The sequence below is a fragment of the Flavobacterium sp. SORGH_AS_0622 genome (assembly GCF_030818825.1).
Lineage (GTDB): Bacteria > Bacteroidota > Bacteroidia > Flavobacteriales > Flavobacteriaceae > Flavobacterium.
In genome coordinates this window covers 4,413,038-4,434,456 of sequence record NZ_JAUTAX010000001.1, presented here as the reverse complement: position 1 = coordinate 4,434,456, position 21,419 = coordinate 4,413,038, and the positions used below count along the sequence as shown (strand labels likewise).

General features: G+C 33.3%; 21 protein-coding genes and 1 pseudogene. 11 read left to right on the top strand and 11 right to left on the bottom strand.

Going from position 1 to position 21,419, the window contains the following annotated elements:
* Position 1: 1 nt before the first annotated feature.
* Positions 2-1,396: a sugar transferase gene (locus QE431_RS18920; protein ID WP_307299173.1), complete on the top strand. Its 1,395-nt coding sequence runs from the start codon at positions 2-4 to the stop codon at positions 1,394-1,396.
* 3 nt (positions 1,397-1,399) lie between these two features.
* Here QE431_RS18920 and QE431_RS18915 read toward each other — a convergent pair whose 3' ends face one another.
* Positions 1,400-2,536: a DUF4105 domain-containing protein gene (locus QE431_RS18915; protein WP_307299171.1), complete on the bottom strand. Its 1,137-nt coding sequence runs from the start codon at positions 2,534-2,536 to the stop codon at positions 1,400-1,402.
* A gap of 36 nt (positions 2,537-2,572) precedes the next feature.
* Complete coding sequence (locus QE431_RS18910) at positions 2,573-3,556, bottom strand: PorV/PorQ family protein (protein WP_281867918.1); 984 nt, start codon at positions 3,554-3,556, stop codon at positions 2,573-2,575.
* A gap of 274 nt (positions 3,557-3,830) precedes the next feature.
* Here QE431_RS18910 and QE431_RS18905 point away from each other — a divergent pair, with 274 nt between their 5' ends.
* Complete coding sequence (locus QE431_RS18905; RefSeq protein WP_281866657.1) at positions 3,831-4,541, top strand: phosphatidylcholine/phosphatidylserine synthase; 711 nt, start codon at positions 3,831-3,833, stop codon at positions 4,539-4,541.
* Positions 4,542-4,551: 10 nt separating this feature from the next.
* Entirely contained in the window at positions 4,552-5,406 is an 855-nt protein-coding gene (locus tag QE431_RS18900) for a glycoside hydrolase family 25 protein (protein WP_281866656.1), read from the top strand.
* Between the two features lie 72 nt (positions 5,407-5,478).
* Here QE431_RS18900 and lptB read toward each other — a convergent pair whose 3' ends face one another.
* The 4 genes from lptB to QE431_RS18880 all read right to left on the bottom strand — a co-directional run bounded on the left by lptB (position 5,479) and on the right by QE431_RS18880 (position 8,574).
* Complete coding sequence (lptB, locus tag QE431_RS18895) at positions 5,479-6,219, bottom strand: LPS export ABC transporter ATP-binding protein (protein ID WP_029272155.1); 741 nt, start codon at positions 6,217-6,219, stop codon at positions 5,479-5,481.
* Between the two features lie 228 nt (positions 6,220-6,447).
* The gene (locus QE431_RS18890; RefSeq protein WP_307299162.1) at positions 6,448-6,798 is read right to left on the bottom strand and encodes a carboxymuconolactone decarboxylase family protein; all 351 of its coding nucleotides are present in this window, start codon (positions 6,796-6,798) and stop codon (positions 6,448-6,450) included.
* Entirely contained in the window at positions 6,791-7,609 is an 819-nt protein-coding gene (gene tatC / locus QE431_RS18885; protein WP_057114851.1) for a twin-arginine translocase subunit TatC, read from the bottom strand. The genes QE431_RS18890 and tatC overlap by 8 nt, the downstream gene beginning before the upstream one ends.
* Complete coding sequence (locus tag QE431_RS18880) at positions 7,609-8,574, bottom strand: SIS domain-containing protein (protein ID WP_057114983.1); 966 nt, start codon at positions 8,572-8,574, stop codon at positions 7,609-7,611. The genes tatC and QE431_RS18880 overlap by 1 nt, the downstream gene beginning before the upstream one ends.
* A gap of 86 nt (positions 8,575-8,660) precedes the next feature.
* Here QE431_RS18880 and recQ point away from each other — a divergent pair, with 86 nt between their 5' ends.
* Positions 8,661-10,856 (top strand): DNA helicase RecQ, encoded by a 2,196-nt coding sequence (gene recQ, locus QE431_RS18875; RefSeq protein ID WP_057114850.1) that lies wholly within the window; start codon positions 8,661-8,663, stop codon positions 10,854-10,856.
* Between the two features lie 118 nt (positions 10,857-10,974).
* On the opposite strand, the gene QE431_RS18870 is transcribed toward recQ, so the two are convergent.
* Complete coding sequence (locus QE431_RS18870; RefSeq protein ID WP_307299157.1) at positions 10,975-11,214, bottom strand: hypothetical protein; 240 nt, start codon at positions 11,212-11,214, stop codon at positions 10,975-10,977.
* A 370-nt stretch (positions 11,215-11,584) separates the two neighbouring features.
* Here QE431_RS18870 and QE431_RS18865 point away from each other — a divergent pair.
* From QE431_RS18865 to QE431_RS18855, 3 genes and pseudogenes are all read left to right on the top strand, one after another.
* Positions 11,585-13,146, top strand: a pseudogene (locus QE431_RS18865) (NAD(P)/FAD-dependent oxidoreductase).
* A 75-nt stretch (positions 13,147-13,221) separates the two neighbouring features.
* Positions 13,222-13,923 carry an SMI1/KNR4 family protein gene (locus tag QE431_RS18860; RefSeq protein WP_281866652.1) on the top strand — a complete coding sequence of 234 codons (702 nt, stop codon included), beginning with the start codon at positions 13,222-13,224 and terminating at the stop codon, positions 13,921-13,923.
* A gap of 30 nt (positions 13,924-13,953) precedes the next feature.
* Positions 13,954-15,042 (top strand): hypothetical protein, encoded by a 1,089-nt coding sequence (locus QE431_RS18855; RefSeq protein WP_134142309.1) that lies wholly within the window; start codon positions 13,954-13,956, stop codon positions 15,040-15,042.
* A gap of 147 nt (positions 15,043-15,189) precedes the next feature.
* Here QE431_RS18855 and QE431_RS18850 read toward each other — a convergent pair whose 3' ends face one another.
* Entirely contained in the window at positions 15,190-16,149 is a 960-nt protein-coding gene (locus QE431_RS18850; protein ID WP_307299151.1) for a quinone oxidoreductase, read from the bottom strand.
* A gap of 142 nt (positions 16,150-16,291) precedes the next feature.
* On the bottom strand, positions 16,292-17,698 hold the full coding sequence (locus QE431_RS18845) for an aminopeptidase P N-terminal domain-containing protein (RefSeq protein ID WP_307299147.1): 1,407 nt from the start codon (positions 17,696-17,698) through the stop codon (positions 16,292-16,294).
* A 260-nt stretch (positions 17,699-17,958) separates the two neighbouring features.
* On the opposite strand from QE431_RS18845, the gene QE431_RS18840 reads away from it, so the two are divergent.
* Complete coding sequence (locus tag QE431_RS18840) at positions 17,959-18,393, top strand: META domain-containing protein (RefSeq protein ID WP_057114843.1); 435 nt, start codon at positions 17,959-17,961, stop codon at positions 18,391-18,393.
* 63 nt (positions 18,394-18,456) lie between these two features.
* Here the strand turns inward: QE431_RS18840 and msrA are convergent, their stop codons facing one another.
* On the bottom strand, positions 18,457-19,065 hold the full coding sequence (gene msrA / locus QE431_RS18835; RefSeq protein ID WP_307299140.1) for a peptide-methionine (S)-S-oxide reductase MsrA: 609 nt from the start codon (positions 19,063-19,065) through the stop codon (positions 18,457-18,459).
* Between the two features lie 6 nt (positions 19,066-19,071).
* A complete protein-coding gene (gene msrB, locus QE431_RS18830) occupies positions 19,072-19,623 on the bottom strand; it encodes a peptide-methionine (R)-S-oxide reductase MsrB (protein ID WP_057114841.1) in 552 nt (183 codons plus the stop codon).
* Positions 19,624-19,953: 330 nt separating this feature from the next.
* On the opposite strand from msrB, the gene idi reads away from it, so the two are divergent.
* Genes idi through QE431_RS18815 form a run of 3 tightly spaced genes read left to right on the top strand, consistent with a single transcriptional unit; the run spans position 19,954 to position 21,377 of the window.
* Entirely contained in the window at positions 19,954-20,481 is a 528-nt protein-coding gene (gene idi, locus QE431_RS18825; protein WP_307299136.1) for an isopentenyl-diphosphate Delta-isomerase, read from the top strand.
* Positions 20,482-20,504: 23 nt separating this feature from the next.
* Positions 20,505-20,915: a 6-carboxytetrahydropterin synthase gene (locus tag QE431_RS18820; protein ID WP_134142318.1), complete on the top strand. Its 411-nt coding sequence runs from the start codon at positions 20,505-20,507 to the stop codon at positions 20,913-20,915.
* A 3-nt stretch (positions 20,916-20,918) separates the two neighbouring features.
* Positions 20,919-21,377: a peroxiredoxin gene (locus QE431_RS18815; protein ID WP_134142319.1), complete on the top strand. Its 459-nt coding sequence runs from the start codon at positions 20,919-20,921 to the stop codon at positions 21,375-21,377.
* Positions 21,378-21,419 lie beyond the last annotated feature (42 nt).

Below are 21,419 nucleotides of genomic sequence, written 5' to 3'. Positions count from 1 at the left end.
AATGTTTTCAAAAAGAAAAATGCATTTTGAAATTTCAGAAAGAAAGGTTCTGCTTTGTCTTTTTGATGCAGTGTTTATATTTACAGCACTCTTTTTACTTAGTGTGCTTTTCGATTATCAGTATTACACTTTAAATGAAAAAAGATTTTATAAATCTTTTTTACTTATTGGTTACGTGTATGTTTTTGGAGCTATTTTTGAAATGTATAATCTCCAGACAGCAAGTAATCAATTTCAGATTCTGCGAAGTGTAATTTTAACTTCTCTTACCGCTGTTACTGTATATTTACTTACACCGGTTTTATCGCCAGAACTTCCAAAGCAGCGAGTAGTGATCGTAATCTTTTATTTTACTGTTCTAAGCTCATTACTTTTATGGCGATTTTTCTATGTGTATTTCTTGGCATCACATCGGTTTGGACAAAATGTAGTTTTAATTTGCGATCAAAATGAAGTCGACGAATTAGTTCTTGGACTTGAAAATGTCGATCCACATTATAAAATTATTGGTTTTGTAAATTCAGATTCTAGTTTAAATGAAGTATCAGATTTTCATTATGTAAAAGAAATAAAGAAAGAAGATTTAGAAGCATTTGTAACGCAGCATGATGTTTCTGAAATTATAATTGCATCACAAAAAACCGATGGTATCACAGCCGATTTATACCAGCAGCTGCTTCATTTGTTAGAAAACGGCAATGTTATTCGTGAATATACTCAAGTATATGAAAGCAAAACGCAGAGAATCCCAGTGCATTATATTGGGCGTGATTTCTACCGTTTTTTCCCCTTCAGCCGAAGTAATAATAATAGACTATATCTGTTGTTGATTCGTATTATGGAATTCTTTTTCTCTTTTATCGGACTTTTGTTTTGTGTGGTTTTTATTCCGATTATTTGGTTTTGCAATCTTTTAGGAAACAAAGGAAGTCTTTTTTATACGCAGGAAAGAGTTGGTAAAAACGGTGTTGTTTTTAAGATTTACAAATTTAGGACAATGACCGAGAATTCTGAAGTAGGTGGAGCAGTTTTTGCAGCCCATAATGATAAAAGAGTTACTCCTTTTGGTAAATTTATGCGAAAGTCAAGGATAGATGAACTGCCGCAGTTTATAAATGTTTTAAAAGGCGATATGGCAGTCATTGGGCCAAGACCCGAGCGTCCGTTCTTTGTCGAAGAAATTGCCAGTGTAATGCCTTTTTATGAAACACGCCATGTTATTAAACCAGGACTTACCGGCTGGGCGCAGGTAAATTATTCTTATGGAGAATCTATCGACGAAAGTTTAATTAAACTTCAATACGATTTATATTATATCAAACACAGGAGCGTTTTTCTCGATTTAAGCATCACTTTCAAAACCATTACAACAGTTTTGTTTTACCGAGGCCAATAATTTTTAAATTATAATCGGAATTGGCTTTTTGTTTCTGATTGCAGTTCTTACTAAAACTACAGCGCTGGTAATAATCAATGGCAGAGTAATAAAGAAATGAGCCTTATTAATCAAAAACAAAAAGTAGACTACTAAAAGAACGAAATTTATAAGTGAAAATCTATATGTCCATTTTTTGTTTTTGAAAATAGAAAACAGAACTAAAACCAATAAAAGCGGACTAAAAAGTAAAACGTTATAATTCATCGCCAGTTCTTGGTGAAAAGAATAAAATCCCATCACAACAAAGAAAATTCCCATTAAAGATAAAATCAGAAAATAGATTTTGTCTACTGTTTTGTTTCTTGCCAAAATCACAAAAAGCAAAATAAATAGATAAGTATAAATGTTATTCCACCATGATTTTGGAGTTTCTTTTGTAAATTCCAATAATGTTTTGCTTTTGCTAACTAATGGCTGATTTTGAAATGTAGTTTTTTCTAAGCTGTTTTTTAATTCAAAAGGAAGAAAAATTCTCGTTCCCATTTGGTCCACCTTCGTTCCGAAAATTATACTTGTTCCCAATTGATCGTAAAAATGTCCATCAAAATAAGGGAAAAGAATAGAACGATATGTTTTATCGGTATCTTCTTTTTTGGTGATAACATTTTGGTTTAATGATTTATTGATTACATCAACAACCATCGAAGTGCAATTTTTATCAATAAATTTATAAGTATAATATCTTTCTTCAGAGAATAAAGCCTTATTTAAATTGTCAAATAATTTTTGTTTTAAAGGCAGTGAAATTTGAAGATCTTGTTCGTAAACACTTCTTTTATCAGAACTGTATTCGTTTATAAAATCAGCATAAGGGTGTGTGATAATAAAATATTGTAAATCACCTTTAGCAAACTTGGCAACAAAATTTGGTGTTCTAAAATCAAAAGCACCATAGTTGTAAACAATATCAATATTATTTGCAGGATCAGCAACACGGATAGCTGTATGTCCAAAATAAGAATAAGTTTCGTTTCCAAGACCGCAAGTAAGAACACTTATTTTAGCATCTGGAGATAAAGGTAAACTCTGGCTAAAACCAATAAAACTTGATAAGAAGAATAAAATAAAAAGTGTTTTTTTGAAAATGACAGTTTTCATGATTTAATTTTTTTAAAAGATTTTATGGTTTTATAACTATCTAAAGATTCCTAAATCTACTTTCAACGAAAAAATATTAGAATACAATGCGGTACTTTGGTTTCCTAAATCTGTTAAGGCATAATCTATCTGAATGCCTTTGTATCTAAAACCAAGACCAATATTAGGTTGAAAATTTACTTTTTCAGTATTGTCCAACTGCGTTACATTTTGAAAATTTCCAGCGCCGGCTCTTACGAAGACCAAATCGGTGTAGCCAAATTCAAATCCAATTGCGGGATCTATACTTACTACTTTTGATGAAATGATATCATTCGTTTGTTCAAATCTCATATTTAAATTTGCAGAAGTAACCAAACTGCATTCATTGTGAAAATCAAATCTTTTTGAAACTCCTAATTGTGCTTTTGGCAACGTAATCTCTGTACTTTCTGGTAATGTGTTGTTTTCTCCTGGAATAGCATTTGCGATTTTTGCATATTCTTCTTCGTCAATATTCCAAACATTATAAGTTGTGGTAATGTCGCGAAGCATTAAACCGAATTTCCAATCATTTCTTTCAAACTGAAGTCCGATATCAAATCCAAATCCCCACGAATTGGCAAATTTCCCAATTATTCTTCGAATAACTTTTGCGTTAACCCCATATTGAAATCCCTCGACAGGAAGTTTTCTGGCATAAGAAAAAGTAAAGCCGTAATCTGCAGTAGAAAATAAGCTGATTCTGTTATAATCGATATTTCCTTGATTGTCGATTAATTGTGTGGTATCCATAATATCATCAACTCCAAAACGAATCATCGAAATTCCCCAAGCACTTCGTTCATCAATGGGACTTGCATAACCGATATAATCATATTGCGCAATATTGGCAAAATAACTCGCATGCATCAATGCAACTTGATGATCTTCAAGATGAGTCAAACCTGCTGGATTCCAGTAAACTGCATTAACATCATTTGTAGAAGCCGTTACCGTGCTTGACATTCCAAGAGCTGCTGCGTCTACTCCAATATTCATAAACTCATTCGAATATTTTCGAATAGTTTGAGCATATTGTGAAGTAAAACTCCAAAAGAATATAAATGCTAAAAGTTTTTTCAAAAGTTCTTTTTTTGCAGACTTAGGCCTGTTTTAATTTTTATCAAAAATATAATATTTTACTCATCTATTAAGTTCGTTCTCTTAAATATTCTAAAAGTCGAGCTGAGAAATAAAAAACTATGAGAAAAACTCGTTTTGCATCCAGTTATTATGCTAAATTTGTTCTCTGCCATTATCAAAATTTCAAACTATGAATATCAAAAAGCACATTCCAAATCTAATTACATTAATTAATCTTTTCTGCGGTTGTGTCGCAATTGTTTTTGTCTCTCAAGGAGATTATTTAATGGCTTTTTACATGGTTTGTTTAGGAATCTTTTTTGATTTCTTTGATGGTTTTTTTGCTAGATTATTCAAAGTTTCGAGCCCGCTTGGATTACAGTTGGATTCTTTGGCAGATATGGTTACAAGCGGTGTAACTCCAGGATATGTAATGTACAGCATGTTTGCTAATAGTGGACATGAATTAGGAACAAGCCCAGCGATTCCTTTTTTAGGATTTATCGTGACTTTGGGATCTTGCTATCGTCTGGCAAATTTTAATATCGATACACGCCAGACGGATTCCTTTATTGGACTGCCAACGCCGGCAAATGCATTGTTTATTTTAAGTCTTCCTTTGGTAATATCATTTTCAGATTCTCTGATGATATTAGAAATTTTAACTAATCAATGGGTTTTATTGCTTATAACATTATGCAGTGCTTATATTTTAAATGCTGAGATTCCGTTGTTCTCTTTAAAAATTAAAAAATTCAGCTTAAAAGAAAACGCACTTCAAATTGTGTTTTTGACAATTTCAGTGTTATTAGTTGTTTTGCTGCATTACATTGCAATTCCGTTGATTATTGTTTTCTACGTTGTATTGTCAATTATTAACAATCTGTTTTTGAAGAAGTAGTTCAATTTTCATGGCCAGAAAAACGACTTATCGTAAAACATATTCAAGGAAACCTGCTGGAAGATCATTTTTAAGCAGGCTTTTTCGAGGACTTTTATTAATTTTCTCCGCGCTTTTATTCATTGGAATCATTTATCATTATCGTAACGGATTGGCCTATTATTTAGGGTTTAAATCTGAAAAAGTTTTAGATGAAGACGCGGTTGACAAACATCTTTCTGATGTGCGAAATATTCGCGTTCTTGAAAATCATAAAGGAAAAGTTATTGGAATTGATGTTTCTGAATTTCAAGGAAAAGTAGATTGGGAAGAAGTTGAAATTTTAGACGAAAAATATCCAGTTCAATTTGTTTTTATTCGTGCAACAGCAGGAAATGATCGTGTAGACAGACAATTCAAAAAGAATTGGGAAGGCGCAAAAGAAAACAAAATTATGCGCGGTGCCTATCATTATTACCGCCCAAACGAAAATTCTATCGAACAGGCCGATCTTTTTATAAAAACTGTTAAGCTTCAAAAAGGAGATCTTCCGCCAGTTTTGGATATTGAAAAATTACCTAAAAATCAGTCTTTGGACAGTTTAAAAGTGGGTTTAAAACGCTGGCTGACTAAGGTTGAAAAACACTATCAGGTTCGCCCAATAATTTATTCTGGAGAACGCTATTATTCTGATTTTCTAAAAGAAGAATTCAGTGAATATCTTTTCTGGATTGCCAATTATAATTTCTACAGAGAAAAGATTGAAGATGACTGGCTTTTTTGGCAGTTTACAGAAAAAGCGTCTTTACCGGGAATAAAACACAGAGTGGATGTTAATATTTACAACGGCGATTTAGAGCAATTGCAGTTTATTACTGTCGAGTAAAAGGTGAAAAGTGAAAGGTAAAAAGTAATTTACATTTCACTTTTTACCTTTCACCTTTCACATATAATGTTCTTAAAACTCTAATTTTTTCTTACGAAGCTCAAAGTTTTGTCCTAGATAAACCCGGCGAACCATTTCGTCTTCTACCAATTCTTCTGGAACTCCTGCTTTTAGAATTCCTCCTTCGAACATTAAATATGTTTTATCCGTAATAGCTAAAGTTTCCTGAACGTTGTGATCGGTAATTAAGATTCCGATATTTTTGTTTTTTAACTGTGCTACAATTCTCTGAATATCTTCAACCGCAACTGGGTCAACACCTGCAAAAGGTTCATCCAATAAAATAAATTTTGGATCGGTCGCCAATGCGCGTGCGATTTCAGTACGACGACGTTCACCTCCAGAAAGTAAATCTCCTCGGTTGGTACGAATGTGTTCTAAACTAAATTCTTCAATTAAACTTTCCATTTTAGCAATCTGCTCTTCTTTAGAAAGTTTTGTCAATTGTAAAACACTCAAGATGTTATCTTCAATACTTAATTTTCTAAAAACAGAAGCTTCTTGTGCCAGATAACCAATTCCTTGCTGCGCACGTTTGTACATCGGATAATCGGTAATATTCAAATCATCAAGGTAAATGTTTCCCTGATTTGGTTTTACTAATCCAACAATCATGTAAAAAGACGTTGTTTTTCCCGCACCATTTGGACCCAAAAGCCCCACAATTTCCCCTTGATTTACTTCAACAGAAATTCCTTTTACAACACTTCTTCCTTTATAGGTTTTGATTAAATTATCGGCTCTTAGCTTCATTTTTTTTAATTAGATAATTTGAAAATTAGATAATGAGATAATGAAAAAACGATCTCAAATTCAATTTTATAATTTGATTTGAAAGACAAAATAAATTTAAAATAATCGATTTGATAAATCAATTAACAAATTATTGCGTTTTTCAAATTTAGAATTTGTGCTTGAAAATTAAATAATTAACGTATTTCAGGAGAAATTATCTAATTATCAAATTGGCACATTTTCTAATTATTTCCCTGCTTCTTCTAAAGCTTCCCAAAATTCGTAAGCTCTTCTTAAGTGAGGAATAACGATAGTTCCTCCCACAAGAGTTGCAATTCCCATCGCTTCCATCATTTCTTCTTTAGAAACACCTTCTTTATAACTTGTTTCTAAGTGATATTTTACACAGTCATCACATCTTAAAACAGCAGATGCAACTAAACCTAAAAGTTCTTTTGTTTTTACATCTAGAGCTCCTTGCGCATAAGCATTGGTATCAAGATTAAAAATTCGCTTTACAATTTTGTTATTGTCAGCAAGCAGTTTTTCGTTCATTTTAGAACGATAGTCGTTAAATTCTTGAATGATATCAGACATTGTTTTCTTTTAATTTATTTCTATATACAACCTTCGAAATTAGGATACTAACCTCGTAAATAATTAACATTGGAATTGCCACAATCGTTTGGCTTACAACGTCTGGCGGTGTAACAATAGCAGCAATAATTAAAATAAGTATTACGGCGTATTTCCAGTACTTTCTTAAAAATTCAGGAGTTACCAAGCCTAATTTAGTTAAGAAATAAATGGCGATTGGTAATTCAAAAAATATGGCACTTCCAAGAATACTTGTTTTTACCATTCCCATATAAGATTCAAGTGTAAATTGGTTTTTTACAACATCACTTACAGAGAAAGTGGCAACGAAATTTACCGACATAGGAATTACGACAAAGTATCCAAACAATACTCCTAAAAAGAAAAGTAAAGAAGAAACAAAGATGAATACTTTTGCATTTTTTCTTTCTTTCTCATACAGGGCAGGGCTGATAAATTTCCAAATTTCCCACAATATGTAAGGAAAACTCAAGATAAAACCTGCCAAAAGACACATCCATACAAAAATATTGACCTGACCTTCCATTTCGGTATTCTGAATAATAAAATTCAGCTCTGTAATACAAATACTTTCTGCGAAATTCAATTGATGCGATAAATCGCAGAACCATACGTAAGTAAAAAATGTAGGTCGAATTGGACCTAAAATAATTTGATCAAATAAATAATCACTTATAAAATAAGTAACAAATGCCATAATGCATATTGCAATTGTACTTCTAACTAATAACCATCTAAGTTCTTCAAGATGATCCAAAAATGACATCTCGCCAAGATTTTTCTTTGCCATTATACGATTCCTTCTTTTAAAATGTCATGTAAATGTAAAACTCCTTTGTATTCTCCATTATCAGCAACAATCAGTTGTGTTATAGAGAAATCTTCTAAAATATTTAATGCATCAACTGCCATAGTCTCTGAAGAAACTACTTTAGGGTTTTTAGACATAATATCCCTTGCAGTTAAGTCCGCAATAGTATCTACGTCATTTAGCATTCGTCGGATGTCTCCATCAGTAATAATTCCAATAATTTTATTGTCTTCAATTACTGCCGTTACACCTAATCTCTTTTCTGAAATTTCGAAAATAGCTTTTTTGATCGAAGTATCTGGTGTAACTGCTGGTTTTAACGAATGTTCTATCATGTCTTTTACACGAAGCAAAAGTTTTTTTCCTAAAGCACCGCCTGGGTGATAAACTGCAAAATCCTCAGGTTTAAAATCTCGCATTTCCATTAAACAAACCGCTAATGCATCGCCCATTACAAGTTGTGCTGTAGTACTGTTTGTTGGAGCTAAATTAATAGGGCAGGCTTCTGTGTTAACTGTAGTGTTTAAAATATAATCGGAACCTTTTGCTAAGAATGAAGTTATATTTCCTGTAATCGCAATCAAGGTATTTCCAAATCTTTTTAATAATGGAACCAAGACTTTGATTTCTGGACTGTTACCGCTTTTAGAAATGCAAATAATAACATCTTCATTTTGTATCATTCCTAGATCACCGTGAATCGCTTCGGCAGCGTGCAAAAACATAGAAGGGGTTCCTGTAGAGTTAAAAGTGGCAACCATTTTTTGAGCAATGATCGCGCTTTTTCCGATTCCTGTAACGATTAGACGACCTTTAGTTTCGTAGATGCGCTGTACTGCTTCGTAGAAATTTTCGTCTAGAAAATCAATTAGTTTTGTAATTGCTTCACTTTCAGAGAGTATTGTTTTTTTGGCTATCGCCAATATATTTTCTTTTGTGATCAAATCAGAATATTTAAAATTTGTATGTATAAAAGAAAGTTGTATCTTTATGTGTTGCAAATTTATACAAAATACAGTTAATATAGAGAATGAATTCAAACGAAATTGAAATACATAAAGAATTAAAGAAGTATTTCGGCTTTAGCCAATTTAAAGGCTTGCAGGAGCAAGTCATTACGAGTATTTTAGGTAAGAATAATACTTTCGTAATTATGCCGACAGGCGGTGGAAAGTCTCTTTGTTATCAATTACCCGCTTTAATTCAGGAAGGAACAGCTATCGTTGTTTCTCCACTGATTGCTTTGATGAAAAATCAGGTCGATGCCATTCGAAGTCTTTCGTCAGAAAATGGAATAGCGCACGTATTAAATTCCTCTCTTACCAAAACAGAAATAGCTCAGGTTAAAAAAGATATTACTTCGGGATTAACCAAACTTTTATATGTAGCCCCAGAATCTTTAACAAAAGAAGAATATGTGTCTTTTTTACAAAGCGTGCCAATTTCTTTTGTTGCCATTGATGAAGCGCATTGTATATCAGAATGGGGACATGATTTTAGACCAGAATATAGAAATCTGCGACATATTATTAAGCAATTAGGTAAAGTGCCAATTATTGGACTTACTGCTACTGCAACTCCAAAAGTTCAAGAAGATATTCTAAAGAATTTGGACATGTCTGATGCTAATACTTTTAAAGCATCATTCAATAGGCCGAACTTATATTATGAAGTTCGAACAAAAACTAAAAACATTGAGTCGGATATTATTCGATTTATCAAACAACATAAAGGCAAATCTGGAATTATTTACTGCTTAAGCCGTAAAAAAGTAGAATCTATTGCCGAAGTTTTACAAGTGAACGGAATTAGTGCTGTTCCTTATCATGCAGGTTTAGATGCAAAAACCCGCGCCAAACATCAAGATATGTTTTTGATGGAAGACGTAGACGTGGTAGTTGCAACGATTGCTTTCGGAATGGGAATCGACAAACCAGACGTTCGTTTTGTAATTCACCACGATATTCCAAAATCATTAGAAAGCTATTATCAAGAAACAGGTCGTGCAGGACGTGATGGCGGAGAAGGACATTGTTTGGCTTACTACTCCTATAAAGATGTAGAAAAGTTAGAGAAATTTATGTCTGGAAAACCAGTTGCCGAACAAGAAATTGGTTTTGCACTTTTACAGGAAGTTGTGGCTTACGCCGAAACCTCAATGTCACGTAGAAAATTCCTGCTTCATTATTTTGGTGAAGAATTCGACAGCGAAACAGGTGAAGGTGCAGATATGGATGACAACGTTCGTAATCCTAAAAACAAAATAGAAGCAAAGGAACAGGTTGTTAAATTGCTGGAGATTGTTCGCGACACCAAACATATTTACAAATCAAAAGAAATTGTGTTTACTTTAATAGGACGCATCAACGCCGTTATTAAAGCGCACAAAACAGATACACAGCCATATTTTGGTTCTGGTTCAGACCACGACGAAAAATATTGGATGGCATTATTAAGACAAGTTCTGGTTTCAGGTTATTTGTCTAAAGATATTGAAACTTACGGCGTGATTAAAATTACGCAGGAAGGTTTGGATTTTATCCAAAGTCCAGTTTCGTTTATGATGTCGGAAGACCACGAATACAGCGAAGCCGATGACGAAGCAATTGTTGCGTCATCAAAATCAACTGGTACAGCCGATGAAGTTTTAATGGGAATGCTGCGCGAACTTCGTAAAAAAGTAGCTAAAAAATTAGGTGTTCCTCCTTTTGTTGTTTTTCAAGATCCTTCACTTGAAGACATGGCTTTAAAATATCCAATTTCATTAACTGAATTATACAATATTCATGGTGTTGGAGAAGGAAAAGCAAAAAAATACGGAAGCGAGTTTGTTGCTTTAATCAGCCGCTATGTTGATGACAACGATATTATTCGTCCAGACGATTTAGTTGTAAAATCTACAGGAGTAAATTCTGCCAATAAATTATATATCATTCAAAATATCGATCGAAAATTACCGCTAAGCGATATCGCTTCTGCAAAAGGTTTGTCGATGGATGCTTTAATTAAAGAAATGGAGCAGATTGTTTATTCGGGAACAAAACTGAATATCAAATATTGGATTGATGATATGCTTGATGATGATCAGCAGGAAGAAATTCACGATTATTTCATGGAATCCGAATCTGATAAAATCGAAGATGCACTAAAAGAATTTGACGGGGACTACGATATTGATGAATTGCGTTTAATGCGTATTAAGTTTATTAGTGAAGTAGCGAATTAAAAAATAATAATTTTCAATTTTGTAAATTCCAAATTCCAAAAAAAACAAATAGTAAAATATAAATTCCAAATTCCAAGTTTTCGAAACAACTGGAATTTGGAATTTTTTTATTGGAATTTTAACCTTCAAAAACTTCCCCTCGATGCGGTTTCAAAGCATCTCTCACCTGAATCATATTTGGTTCTTCAACCACCATAAATGCTGTGGCGTGCATATCGTTTATGATGTTAAAACCAGTGATATTTAAAGGTAGTTTTTCGATAACAATATATTCTTTTAAATGAACTTCGTGATGTTCTGCAGTTTTCGCAGAAGCCGGACCGCGAAAATCCCATATCAGTTTTATTTTTCTAGACATTTTTTTTCTTAAGGTACTAAGGTTCTAAGTTGCAAAGGTACAAAGTCTATTTGGAAAAGAAAGTTCTGAGGTTCTGAGATGCTCAAATTCTGAGTTATTTCTGTAGAGACGCGTTGCAGTGTTCTTTAAAGTAATCGGAGACTCAGTAATTAACCGCAAAGTACGCTAAGATTTAATTTTCTTTACTTATAGAAAACACAAAGTTCGCAAAGTTGCATCAACACAAAGCTTTGCGAACTTTGTGTTTTTGTAAAACCATACCTAAAAAAACTTAGCGTACTTAGCGGTTCATTACATAAAGTCATTTCAAAATACTACTTTTGCATGTTCTTTTCATAGAAAGAAAAGCTAATAGAATAAAAAAGAAAAAATGCCTAAAGAACTTTTACTTCAAGTATCGCCAGAAATTGCTGCAAACGAATCATTGCTGAAAGACCATTTATCCAAACAAATAAAGGTTTCTTCACAAGAAATTCAGCATATTTCAGTTTTAAAACGCTCGATTGATGCACGTCAAAAGGCAATTAAAATCAATTTAAAAGTTCTTATTTATTTAAAAGGCGAACCTTTTCAGGAAACTAAAATCGAACTTCCAAAATATAAAGATGTTTCAAATGCTCAAGAAGTTATTGTTGTCGGCGCTGGTCCGGCTGGACTTTTTGCCGCATTACAATTAGTTGAGTTAGGTTTAAAGCCAATTGTACTGGAACGCGGAAAAGACGTTCGCGGACGTCGACGCGATTTAAAAGCAATTAACAGGGAACATATCGTAAACGAAGACTCAAATTATTGTTTTGGTGAAGGAGGAGCAGGAACATATTCTGACGGAAAATTATATACTCGATCTAAAAAGCGCGGCGATGTAACTAGAATTTTAGAACTTTTAGTGGCTTTTGGAGCTTCAGAAGATATTTTGGTAGAAGCGCATCCACATATTGGAACCAATAAACTTCCTAAAATTATTGAAGATATTCGTGAAAAAATTATCGAGTTTGGCGGTCAGGTTTTGTTTGAAACCCGAGTAAGTGATATTCTGGTAAAAAACAACGAAGTTGAAGGAATTGTAACTCAAAATGGAGATAAAATTCACGCCAATAAATTGATCTTGGCAACAGGACATTCGGCACGAGATATTTTTGAATTATTAGATAAAAAGAAAATTTTAATAGAAGCCAAACCATTTGCTTTAGGAGTGCGTGCAGAACATTCGCAAGAATTAATCGACAGTATTCAATACAGCTGCGATTATCGTGGAGAGCATTTGCCGCCAGCGCCATATTCTATCGTAAAACAAGTAAACGGCCGCGGAATGTATTCTTTCTGTATGTGTCCAGGTGTGGTGTAATTGCACCATGCGCGACAAGTCCAGGTGAAGTGGTTACAAACGGCTGGTCGCCATCTAAACGTGACCAATCAACAGCAAATTCTGGAATTGTAGTTGAATTAAAATTGGAGGATTTTAAACCTTTTGCAAAATTCGGCGCTTTGGCTGGAATGGAATTTCAAAAAAGTATCGAACAAAAAGCATGGCATTTAGCGGGACAAACTCAAAAAGTTCCAGCACAACGAATGATTGATTTTACGCAAAGTAAAGTTTCATCAGATATTCCGAAAACATCTTATGTTCCAGGAACTACTTCGGTAGAAATGGGGCAGGTTTTCCCTGGATTTCTAACTCAGATTATGCGTCAGGGTTTTCAAGATTTTGGAAAATCAATGCGCGGTTATTTAACCAACGAAGCAATTTTACACGCGCCAGAAAGCAGAACTTCATCGCCAGTAAGAATTCCGAGGGATCCTTTAACCTTAGAACATTTGCAAATCAAAGGATTATATCCGTGTGGTGAAGGAGCGGGTTACGCCGGTGGAATCATTTCTGCAGCAATTGACGGTGAAAAATGTGCGTTAATGATTGCGGAATCCTTGAAATAATTGACCTTCAGATTTCTTGTGTAGTAAAAAGATTGTTATCTTAGTGATTTGATTTTAATCGAATAGCCCCCAAAGATGACCATACAAGAAATTGAAACAAAACACGGGTTTGAATTCCCGCTTTTATACAAACAATTAGAAGCCGACGGCATGCTCAATATTGGAGAATATGGGCCAAATTGGTATGCGGAAGTTTATCCTACTTTAAAAGATAATCCGCCATTACTTTTGCATTCTTACGATTTCGAATCTCTGAATTTGAAATCTGTTGCCGAAGAAATCGAAGAACTTAGAGATCCGGATAATTATCGAAATATAAATTCTGAATTTAAATTTATTCCGTTTGCAAAAAGCGGAGGTGGAGATCATTATTGTTTTTTTCTAAATGAAGAAGACAACGGAGAAGTGCCAATTGTTTTTGTCTGGCATGACATGAACGAAGTTAATTATCTGGCAAAAAATCTACAGGATTTTATCTTTAAAGTTTTATTGATAGACATGTCGCAGCAGGATGTTTACAACGAACTCAGCGATGAAGAATTTAGAAGTGATCTGGAATCTGTTTTTAAATCGCATAAAAGATATTTAAGTACTCGTCAAAGATTTATTTTAGAAGATATTTTAAAGCGTGAAATTATAGATTACGAGATAAATGTCTCTCCAAAAATAAAAGAATCAGCAAGAGGATTGTTAACGGATGTAGAATTAGAATCAATTGTGAATGATGTTATTCCTTTTGATAAAATGAATCAAAGTTTTAAATACTCAAACGACTAAGATTTACCTATAAATTTATAAGCGCCTTCCATGATAAATATCTTTTCCAATTTATTTAATAGAAATAACGATCCGAAATCTATAATTTCTTTTGATGTTATTAATTCTATTTACGGTTATTTGTATCACGAATCAAATAGTGTAGAATTCAAAATGAAAGGAATTTACGATCCTGTTTATGTAAATCTTTATTCATTTCCGTATTCATTAGATCATGAAGAAGCCAAGGCAGAAATTCAAAAAGCTGGTTTCAATAATGCTTATGAAGTTTTAAATGAACTTTACAAAAAGATTGACATTGGAGCGCTTTCAGAAGAAACAATGCAGCAGGGATTAGAATATGATTTTATTCATATTCAATTTTATTCTGAACCAGGTCCAGAAGTGAAAAAATATTTGAAACGTGTTATTAATAATTTTATCATTTTCTTCTGTTGTACCAATAGTTTGGAAACAAACGATTTCAAAATTTTATATTCCAGTACGCACTTTTTAGATTATACGAAAGGATTGTTAGATACAGAAAAACTGGATATTGATAATCCTAAAAATGAAACACAGGAAATAGGAATTAGGGATTTTAAAAAAGTGCTGCAGGGAATCTGCCAATATTTAAATCTTGAAATTCCAGAAACTGTAGAACTTCCTTCCTCTGAAAATCTGTTAGCAAATGAACCCGCAACAGAATCAGATTTTGAAGAGTTTATACAATTGGTTTCAAGAGGAAATATCGAAGAAAAAGAACTAAAAAAGCAATCTAAAAAGCTTTTCAAAAATTATAAAAAAGAAGCAAAAGAATATCACAGTATGGTAGAAGATCATTTTGCCTTTTTTGAAAGTATTGATGCCTGGAACAGCGACTGGAAATTTGATCCCGAAGATGCAGAATATTTTATTTCTAATTTAATTGGTGAAGATTTTACTTTCGAATATCCAGAAGAAACCTATAGTCATGATTTGTTTCCCTACATTCAATCCGAATTAGAAAAATCAAATCTCGAATTATTGACGTATGAAACTTTTGGCGATAATTATTTGTTTTTTGTTGCCAATAAAGATGAAGTCGAAAGAATTTTAGAGTTATCTGAATTGACGAAGATTGAAGTTAATCAATTGTAGTTAATATTTGTCATTCTGACGAAGGATCACACAAGAAATTCGAGAAAGATTGAAGACATTAATTGCAGGAGCTCCTAGTGTGATCCTTCCTTCGTCAGGATAACAAGATTGTACTGAAAACTGAGACCGAAAACTGAAAACTAAATATCAAGGAATCAAAATAATCTTTCCTGTACTTTTTCTGCTTTCTAAATAATCGTGCGCCAATTTTCCCTCTGATAATTTAAAAGAGGTGGGTTGAGAAAGTTTGATTTTTCCATCAATAATCCAATTGAATAATTGATTGGATCTTTTGATTCTTTCTTCTTTAGAATTTAAATAACTCCATAAATCGCCGCCAGTTAAAGTTTTCGAAGTATCCATTAACATTCTCGGGTTTACAGGTTCTGGATCGCCGCCCGCCATTCCGAAGAAAACAACTTGACCGCATTCTTTCGTTACTTCAAAGCTGTAAGTTAAAGTGCTTCCGATGCTGTCATAAACCGCATCAACGCCTTTTGGGATTACTTTAAAAATCTCCGATTTCCAATCTTCACCGTAAAGAAAAACGTGATCTGCACCTTGTTCAAGAGCAATTTTTGCTTTGTCTGAAGATGAGGTTAACCCGATAACATTGGCTCCTAGAAATTTGCTGATTTGTGTTAGAATTTGGCCAACACCGCCGGCAACTGCATGAATTAATACTGTTTCGCCTTCTTTAGTTTTGTGACTGTCAGTAGCTAAATAATGTGCCGTTAAGCCTTGTAATAAAACAGAAGCTGCGGTTTCAAAAGAAATAGCTTCTGGAAGAGGAAGTACATGATTGATACTGACTGCAACCAACTCTGCATTAGCAAAAGGAACATCGGCGAAAGCCACACGATCACCAATTTTATATTCGGGATGATTATTGGTATCAACAACAATTCCGGCGCCTTCATAACCCGCAATAAATGGCGGATTTCCTTTTAAATGATAATTTCCTTTTCGTCTGTAAACATCGGCAAAATTTAAGCCGATGGCTTTCATTTCGACTAAAATCTCATCGTTTTTTAACTGCGGATTTGGGATTTCGATGTATTCTAAAACATCCGAATCTCCGAAAGAAGAGAAGGTAAGTGCTTTCATTTTAAACTAATTTAAGAATGCAAAGTACGGGAAAATTAGTTTTTAGTTTGAAATGTTTTTTAGCCACAGATTAAAAAGATTCTCACAGATTAATCTTTAGAAAAATCATTGTCATCATTTTAATCTGTGGCAAAATATTAAATTATATTTTAGGAAACTTCATATCATTAAAATTGCTTTTCTGTTTGGCTAAAGCTTCAACATCCTGCCATTTTCTTGGAGATTCGGCAGAAAGATTTTCGTATGAATCTTTTGTGATCAAAATATCATCTTCGATACGAACGCCGATGTTCCACCATTTCTTATCACATTTACTATTTGCAGGAATATAAATTCCAGGTTCAACAGTAAAAATCATATTTTCTTTCAGAGCGCTCATATAATTTCCTTTGTCATGAACATCTAAGCCAAGAAAGTGCGAACAGCTGTGCGGATAATAAATTCTCGCATCTTTTGGATCTGTAATAATGCCCAATTTGATAAGACCGTTTGCAATAACTTCTCTGGATATTTTGTTTAAATCCTGAAACGGAGTTCCTGGCTTGCAAATTTTAAAAACGGCTTCCTGCGCTTCATAAACCAAATCATAAATTGCTTTTTGTTCTGGAGTGAATTTTCCGTTTGCCGGAACTGTTCTGGTCACATCGGCAGAATAACCGTGATATTCAGAGCCAACATCCATTAATAACAATTGATTGTCAATTTTTAGAGCGTTGTTTTCTCCATAATGCAAAATACATCCGTTTGCTCCAGCGCCTACAATTGGCGGATAACCTTCGCCTTCGGCGCCATAGTGTCTGTGAATATAAGCATGAATTCCGTCAGCTTCATTTTCACTCATATCTGGACCAACTGCTTTCATAACTTCATTGTGGGCAATGCAGGAAAGTTTAACCGATTTTCGCATTAATTCTATTTCTTCTCGAGTTTTTATTTCTCTTAAAGAATTAGTGATGTTAGCATAAGTTTCTGTTGAAGTTTTATCATCATTTATAATGCCTGCCTTTGTTTTAAAAACTTGAATTAAGTTAAATAAATCTGCTGGATCGTACGTGTTATCATGAATTCCAGGAGAAGATTCGTCATAAATAATTTTATCGAATTTTTTGAAATCAAGTTCAAAGTCTTTGAAATCTTTTCCGTTGTAAACTTTTTCAAATCCTAATTTAGATTTTGCGCCTTCAACTCCTAAGCGTCTTCCAGTCCATGTTTCCTTTTGCGCATTTCTTTCTCTCACAAAAAGAACTTCGCTATATTTTTCAGTTCCTTGTGGTTCTTTAAAAAGTAATAAAACAGCATCTGGTTCTTTATATCCTGTTAAATAATACATATCAGGATTTTGATGAAAATTGTAATTGATGTCTCTTGAAAAAACTCTTTCGGGATACGAAAAAATTACTGCAGCAGAATTGGCCGGCATTAAAGCCCTAAAAGCATCGCGGCGTTCTTTGTGAAATTCTTTTGAGAGATAATCTGTTGGGAGATTTTCCTGTGATTGTACTCGAGACAAACTAAATAATAAGGCAAACAATACGAGAAATTGTTTCATGTTTTTGGTTTTTGATTGATGTTTTTGGTTTTTTGATTTCTGCAAATTACAAAAAAAATGCAATCCTAAATTGGAATTTAAATATTTGGCTAAGAGAATTTTAAATAAAATAATGTAACTTAGAGTCAGAAAATTACATTTTATAGTCCAATTTAAACCTAATAAATCTGATAACTGGGCACGAATATTGAGAAAAGAATATGTAGAGAATAATTTTAATCTTTAAAAAACAAATTACAATAATCTTTAAAAACACATTTATGAAAAAATACACACTCGCAGTCGTTTCTGTTTTAACCTTATTATTGACTTCTTGTATGGCATCGAAAGACACTAAAGGCGCAGCAAATTTATATGATACAACTTGGGAATTAGAATATATTTCGGGACCAAGAATTGCTTTTGAAGGATTGTATCCAAATAAAAAACCGCAGATTACTTTTGACCAAAAAGAAACAAAAGTGTATGGTAATAATGGATGCAACGGATACAGCGCACCTTATACATTAAACGGAAAATCATTAACTTTTGGAGAGCCTGGACCAACTACTATGATGTTTTGTGAAGGTGGCGGAGAACAGCAGTTTTTACAGCAAATGAAAAAAATTACTAGTTATTCTATTGAAGATGGAAAACTAAATTTAATTCAGGGCGACGTGCCGATGATGCGATTTAAAAAAGTAGCTAAAAAATAGTTTTAAAATAAATCTAAAAGAAAAGGGAAATGAGTTAATTCATTTCCCTTTTTTTATGGGTTTTTATTTCTTTTTGAGTTTGTCTTTAAAGACCTTTTCAAATTTTTCTAATTTTGGCTGAATCACCATTTTGCAATACGGCTGGTTTTTGTTGTTAGCATAGTAATTTTGGTGATAATCTTCGGCTTTGTAGAAAGCTTTAAAAGGTTCCACTTTAGTCACAATCGGGTTTTTGTACACTTTTGCTTTATTCAATTCTGCAATAATGCTTTCGGCGGCTTTTTTCTGTTCGGCATTTTTATAAAAAATTACAGAACGATATTGAGTTCCAACATCTGCACCTTGACGATTTAAAGTCGTTGGATCGTGAACAGTAAAAAAGACTTTGAAGATTTCATTAATATCAGTCACGTTTTTATCATAAGTAATCTGAACTACTTCTGCATGACCAGTTTTTCCAGTGCAAACTTCCTCATAAGTCGGGTTGGCAACATTTCCGCCAGAAAATCCAGAGACAACAGATTTTACTCCGTTTAAATCTTCATAAACTGCTTCGACACACCAATAGCAGCCTCCGCCAAGTGTAATCGTTTCGAGATTAGAAGCTTTTTTATTTTGCGAAAAACCATTCAGCGAAAGCGCTAAAAAACATATTAAAAGTATATTTTTCATGATCAATTATTTAGGGTCTGGAACAAAATCAAGAGCGATCGAATTCATACAGTAGCGTTTTCCTGTAGGAGCAGGGCCATCATCAAACAAATGACCTAAATGTCCGCCGCAGCGACCACAAAGCGCTTCAATTCTTTCCATTCCGATAGAGTTATCTTCTTTAAAAACAATACTTTTTTTATCGTCTTGTTCAAAGAAGCTCGGCCATCCGCAGCTGCTGGAGAATTTCGCCGTAGATCTAAAAAGTTTATTACCGCAAGAAGCGCAGTAGTACGTTCCCTTTTCGTCTGTGTTCCAATATTTTCCTGTAAAAGGTCTTTCGGTATCTGCTTCACGCATTACCGCATAAACATCTGCTGGTAAAACTTTTTTCCATTCCGCATCACTAACATTCAATTTAGTAGTGTCGGTATTAGAGTAATAAGGATTTCCAGATTTATTAATTACATTTTCCATAGAAGTAGATTTTGTCTGCTTTTTAGTATTTTGTCCGCACGCCTGCAAAATAAAAAGCGGAAGTAAAAAGCAAAGGCTGATAAATTGAGTTTTTGATTTCATAAACAAATTAATAAAGTTTAAGGTATTCAATCAGGTTTTTTGTGAGGCTTTAAAATTTCTATCTCAAAGATACGATGAGATTTGCCTCAAAAAGCTGACTTTGAAATAATTCAGATTTTTTTAAGTGTGTTTTAACTTTTTATTAGTTACGTAAAATAATACTATCTAGTTTTTATGTCTTAATTTTAACAGCTTTTAATTTTTGAATGCAATTTATTAGGTTGTAAATCAGAAAAATAGAAATGTATTCTGAATTTAGATTTTTTACAATCTTAATTAGGATTTTTAAGCCATTTCTTTTTTCGTATTTTTGTTTGATTAAGAAGCACTATGACAGAAGAAAACGTAATACTAGTCAATCAAAATGATGAGCAGATTGGTTTAATGCCAAAATTAGAAGCACACGAAAAGGCGCTTTTGCACCGTGCATTTTCAGTTTTTGTTTTAAATGAGCAGAATGAAATAATGTTGCAGCAGCGCGCGAATCAAAAATATCATTCTCCTTTGCTGTGGACAAACACTTGTTGCAGCCACCAGCGTGAAGGCGAAACTAATATTGAGGCAGGAAGCAGAAGGCTGTTTGAAGAAATGGGATTTAAAACAGATTTGAAAGAGCTGTTCCATTTTATTTACAAAGCGCCTTTTGACAATGGATTAACAGAACATGAGCTGGATCACGTAATGATTGGATATTATAATGAAGATCCGAATATCAATACAGAAGAAGTAGAGGATTGGAAATGGATGAAAATTGAGGATGTAAAAACCGATATTCAGAAACAGCCCGAAATATATACCGTTTGGTTTAAAATAATTTTTGATGAATTTTATCATTATTTAGAAGATCATAAACTTTAATCCAAACTAACCAAAAACCTAGAATGAGAGTAACCATATCAAGAAAAGCACATTTTAATGCTGCACATCGACTACATCGAAAAGATTGGTCATTTGAAAAAAACGACGCTGTTTTTGGAAAATGCAACAATGCTAATTTTCATGGTCATAATTATGGTTTAACAGTAAGTGTTACAGGAAAAATTGACCCGGAAACTGGTTTTGTTTTAGATGTGAAAGTATTAGCGGATATTATACGTGAAGAAGTAGAAATTCCGTTTGATCACAAAAATCTAAATCTGGACGTCCCAGAATTTTTAGATTTAAATCCAACTGCAGAAAATATAGCGGTTGTGATATGGAATAAAATTAGAAAAAGAATTCAGCCAGAATTTGATTTAGAAATCGTGCTGAATGAAACCGACCGCAATTTTGTAACTTATAAAGGAGAATAAAAAATGTCATTAAAAATAGGAGATATAGTTCCGAATTTTACTGCGAAAGACAATCATGGAGAAATTTTCGAAAGCCAGAGTGTTTTAGGTAGAAAACCACTGGTGATTTATTTTTATCCAAAAGATAATACGCCTGGCTGTACAACAGAAGCCTGCAGTTTTCGGGATCAATATGAAGACTTCAAAGATTTGGGCGCTGAGGTAATCGGGATTAGCAGTGATAGTGTAAAATCACATCACAAATTTGCTGCTAAGCATCAATTGCCTTTTATTTTACTGTCAGATCAAGATAAAAGATTAAGAAAGCTTTTTGGTGTTCGAAACAATTTGTTTGGACTGCTGCCGGGACGTGTCACATATATTATTGATAGAAATGGTTTGGTAATTTCGATATTTGACAGCGTTAATGCTGCGAAACATATACCGAAAGCCTTAGAAACCGTGAAAGAATTAGTATCATAAATTAGAAAAATAGAATTAATTAAACTTAGATATTAGCCTAAA

Excerpts from the sequence above, each read along its gene's own strand:
- QE431_RS18920 (WP_307299173.1), top strand. The coding sequence starts at position 2 with ATGTTTTCAAAAAGAAAAATGCATTTTGAAATTTCAGAAAGAAAGGTT.
- QE431_RS18915 (WP_307299171.1), bottom strand. The coding sequence starts at position 2,536 with ATGAAAACTGTCATTTTCAAAAAAACACTTTTTATTTTATTCTTCTTA.
- QE431_RS18910 (WP_281867918.1), bottom strand. The coding sequence starts at position 3,556 with ATGAATATTGGAGTAGACGCAGCAGCTCTTGGAATGTCAAGCACGGTA.
- QE431_RS18905 (WP_281866657.1), top strand. The coding sequence starts at position 3,831 with ATGAATATCAAAAAGCACATTCCAAATCTAATTACATTAATTAATCTT.
- QE431_RS18900 (WP_281866656.1), top strand. The coding sequence starts at position 4,552 with ATGGCCAGAAAAACGACTTATCGTAAAACATATTCAAGGAAACCTGCT.
- lptB (WP_029272155.1), bottom strand. The coding sequence starts at position 6,219 with ATGAAGCTAAGAGCCGATAATTTAATCAAAACCTATAAAGGAAGAAGT.
- QE431_RS18890 (WP_307299162.1), bottom strand. The coding sequence starts at position 6,798 with ATGTCTGATATCATTCAAGAATTTAACGACTATCGTTCTAAAATGAAC.
- tatC (WP_057114851.1), bottom strand. The coding sequence starts at position 7,609 with ATGGCAAAGAAAAATCTTGGCGAGATGTCATTTTTGGATCATCTTGAA.
- recQ (WP_057114850.1), top strand. The coding sequence starts at position 8,661 with ATGAATTCAAACGAAATTGAAATACATAAAGAATTAAAGAAGTATTTC.
- QE431_RS18870 (WP_307299157.1), bottom strand. The coding sequence starts at position 11,214 with ATGTCTAGAAAAATAAAACTGATATGGGATTTTCGCGGTCCGGCTTCT.
- QE431_RS18860 (WP_281866652.1), top strand. The coding sequence starts at position 13,222 with ATGACCATACAAGAAATTGAAACAAAACACGGGTTTGAATTCCCGCTT.
- QE431_RS18855 (WP_134142309.1), top strand. The coding sequence starts at position 13,954 with ATGATAAATATCTTTTCCAATTTATTTAATAGAAATAACGATCCGAAA.
- QE431_RS18850 (WP_307299151.1), bottom strand. The coding sequence starts at position 16,149 with ATGAAAGCACTTACCTTCTCTTCTTTCGGAGATTCGGATGTTTTAGAA.
- QE431_RS18845 (WP_307299147.1), bottom strand. The coding sequence starts at position 17,698 with ATGAAACAATTTCTCGTATTGTTTGCCTTATTATTTAGTTTGTCTCGA.
- QE431_RS18840 (WP_057114843.1), top strand. The coding sequence starts at position 17,959 with ATGAAAAAATACACACTCGCAGTCGTTTCTGTTTTAACCTTATTATTG.
- msrA (WP_307299140.1), bottom strand. The coding sequence starts at position 19,065 with ATGAAAAATATACTTTTAATATGTTTTTTAGCGCTTTCGCTGAATGGT.
- msrB (WP_057114841.1), bottom strand. The coding sequence starts at position 19,623 with ATGAAATCAAAAACTCAATTTATCAGCCTTTGCTTTTTACTTCCGCTT.
- idi (WP_307299136.1), top strand. The coding sequence starts at position 19,954 with ATGACAGAAGAAAACGTAATACTAGTCAATCAAAATGATGAGCAGATT.
- QE431_RS18820 (WP_134142318.1), top strand. The coding sequence starts at position 20,505 with ATGAGAGTAACCATATCAAGAAAAGCACATTTTAATGCTGCACATCGA.
- QE431_RS18815 (WP_134142319.1), top strand. The coding sequence starts at position 20,919 with ATGTCATTAAAAATAGGAGATATAGTTCCGAATTTTACTGCGAAAGAC.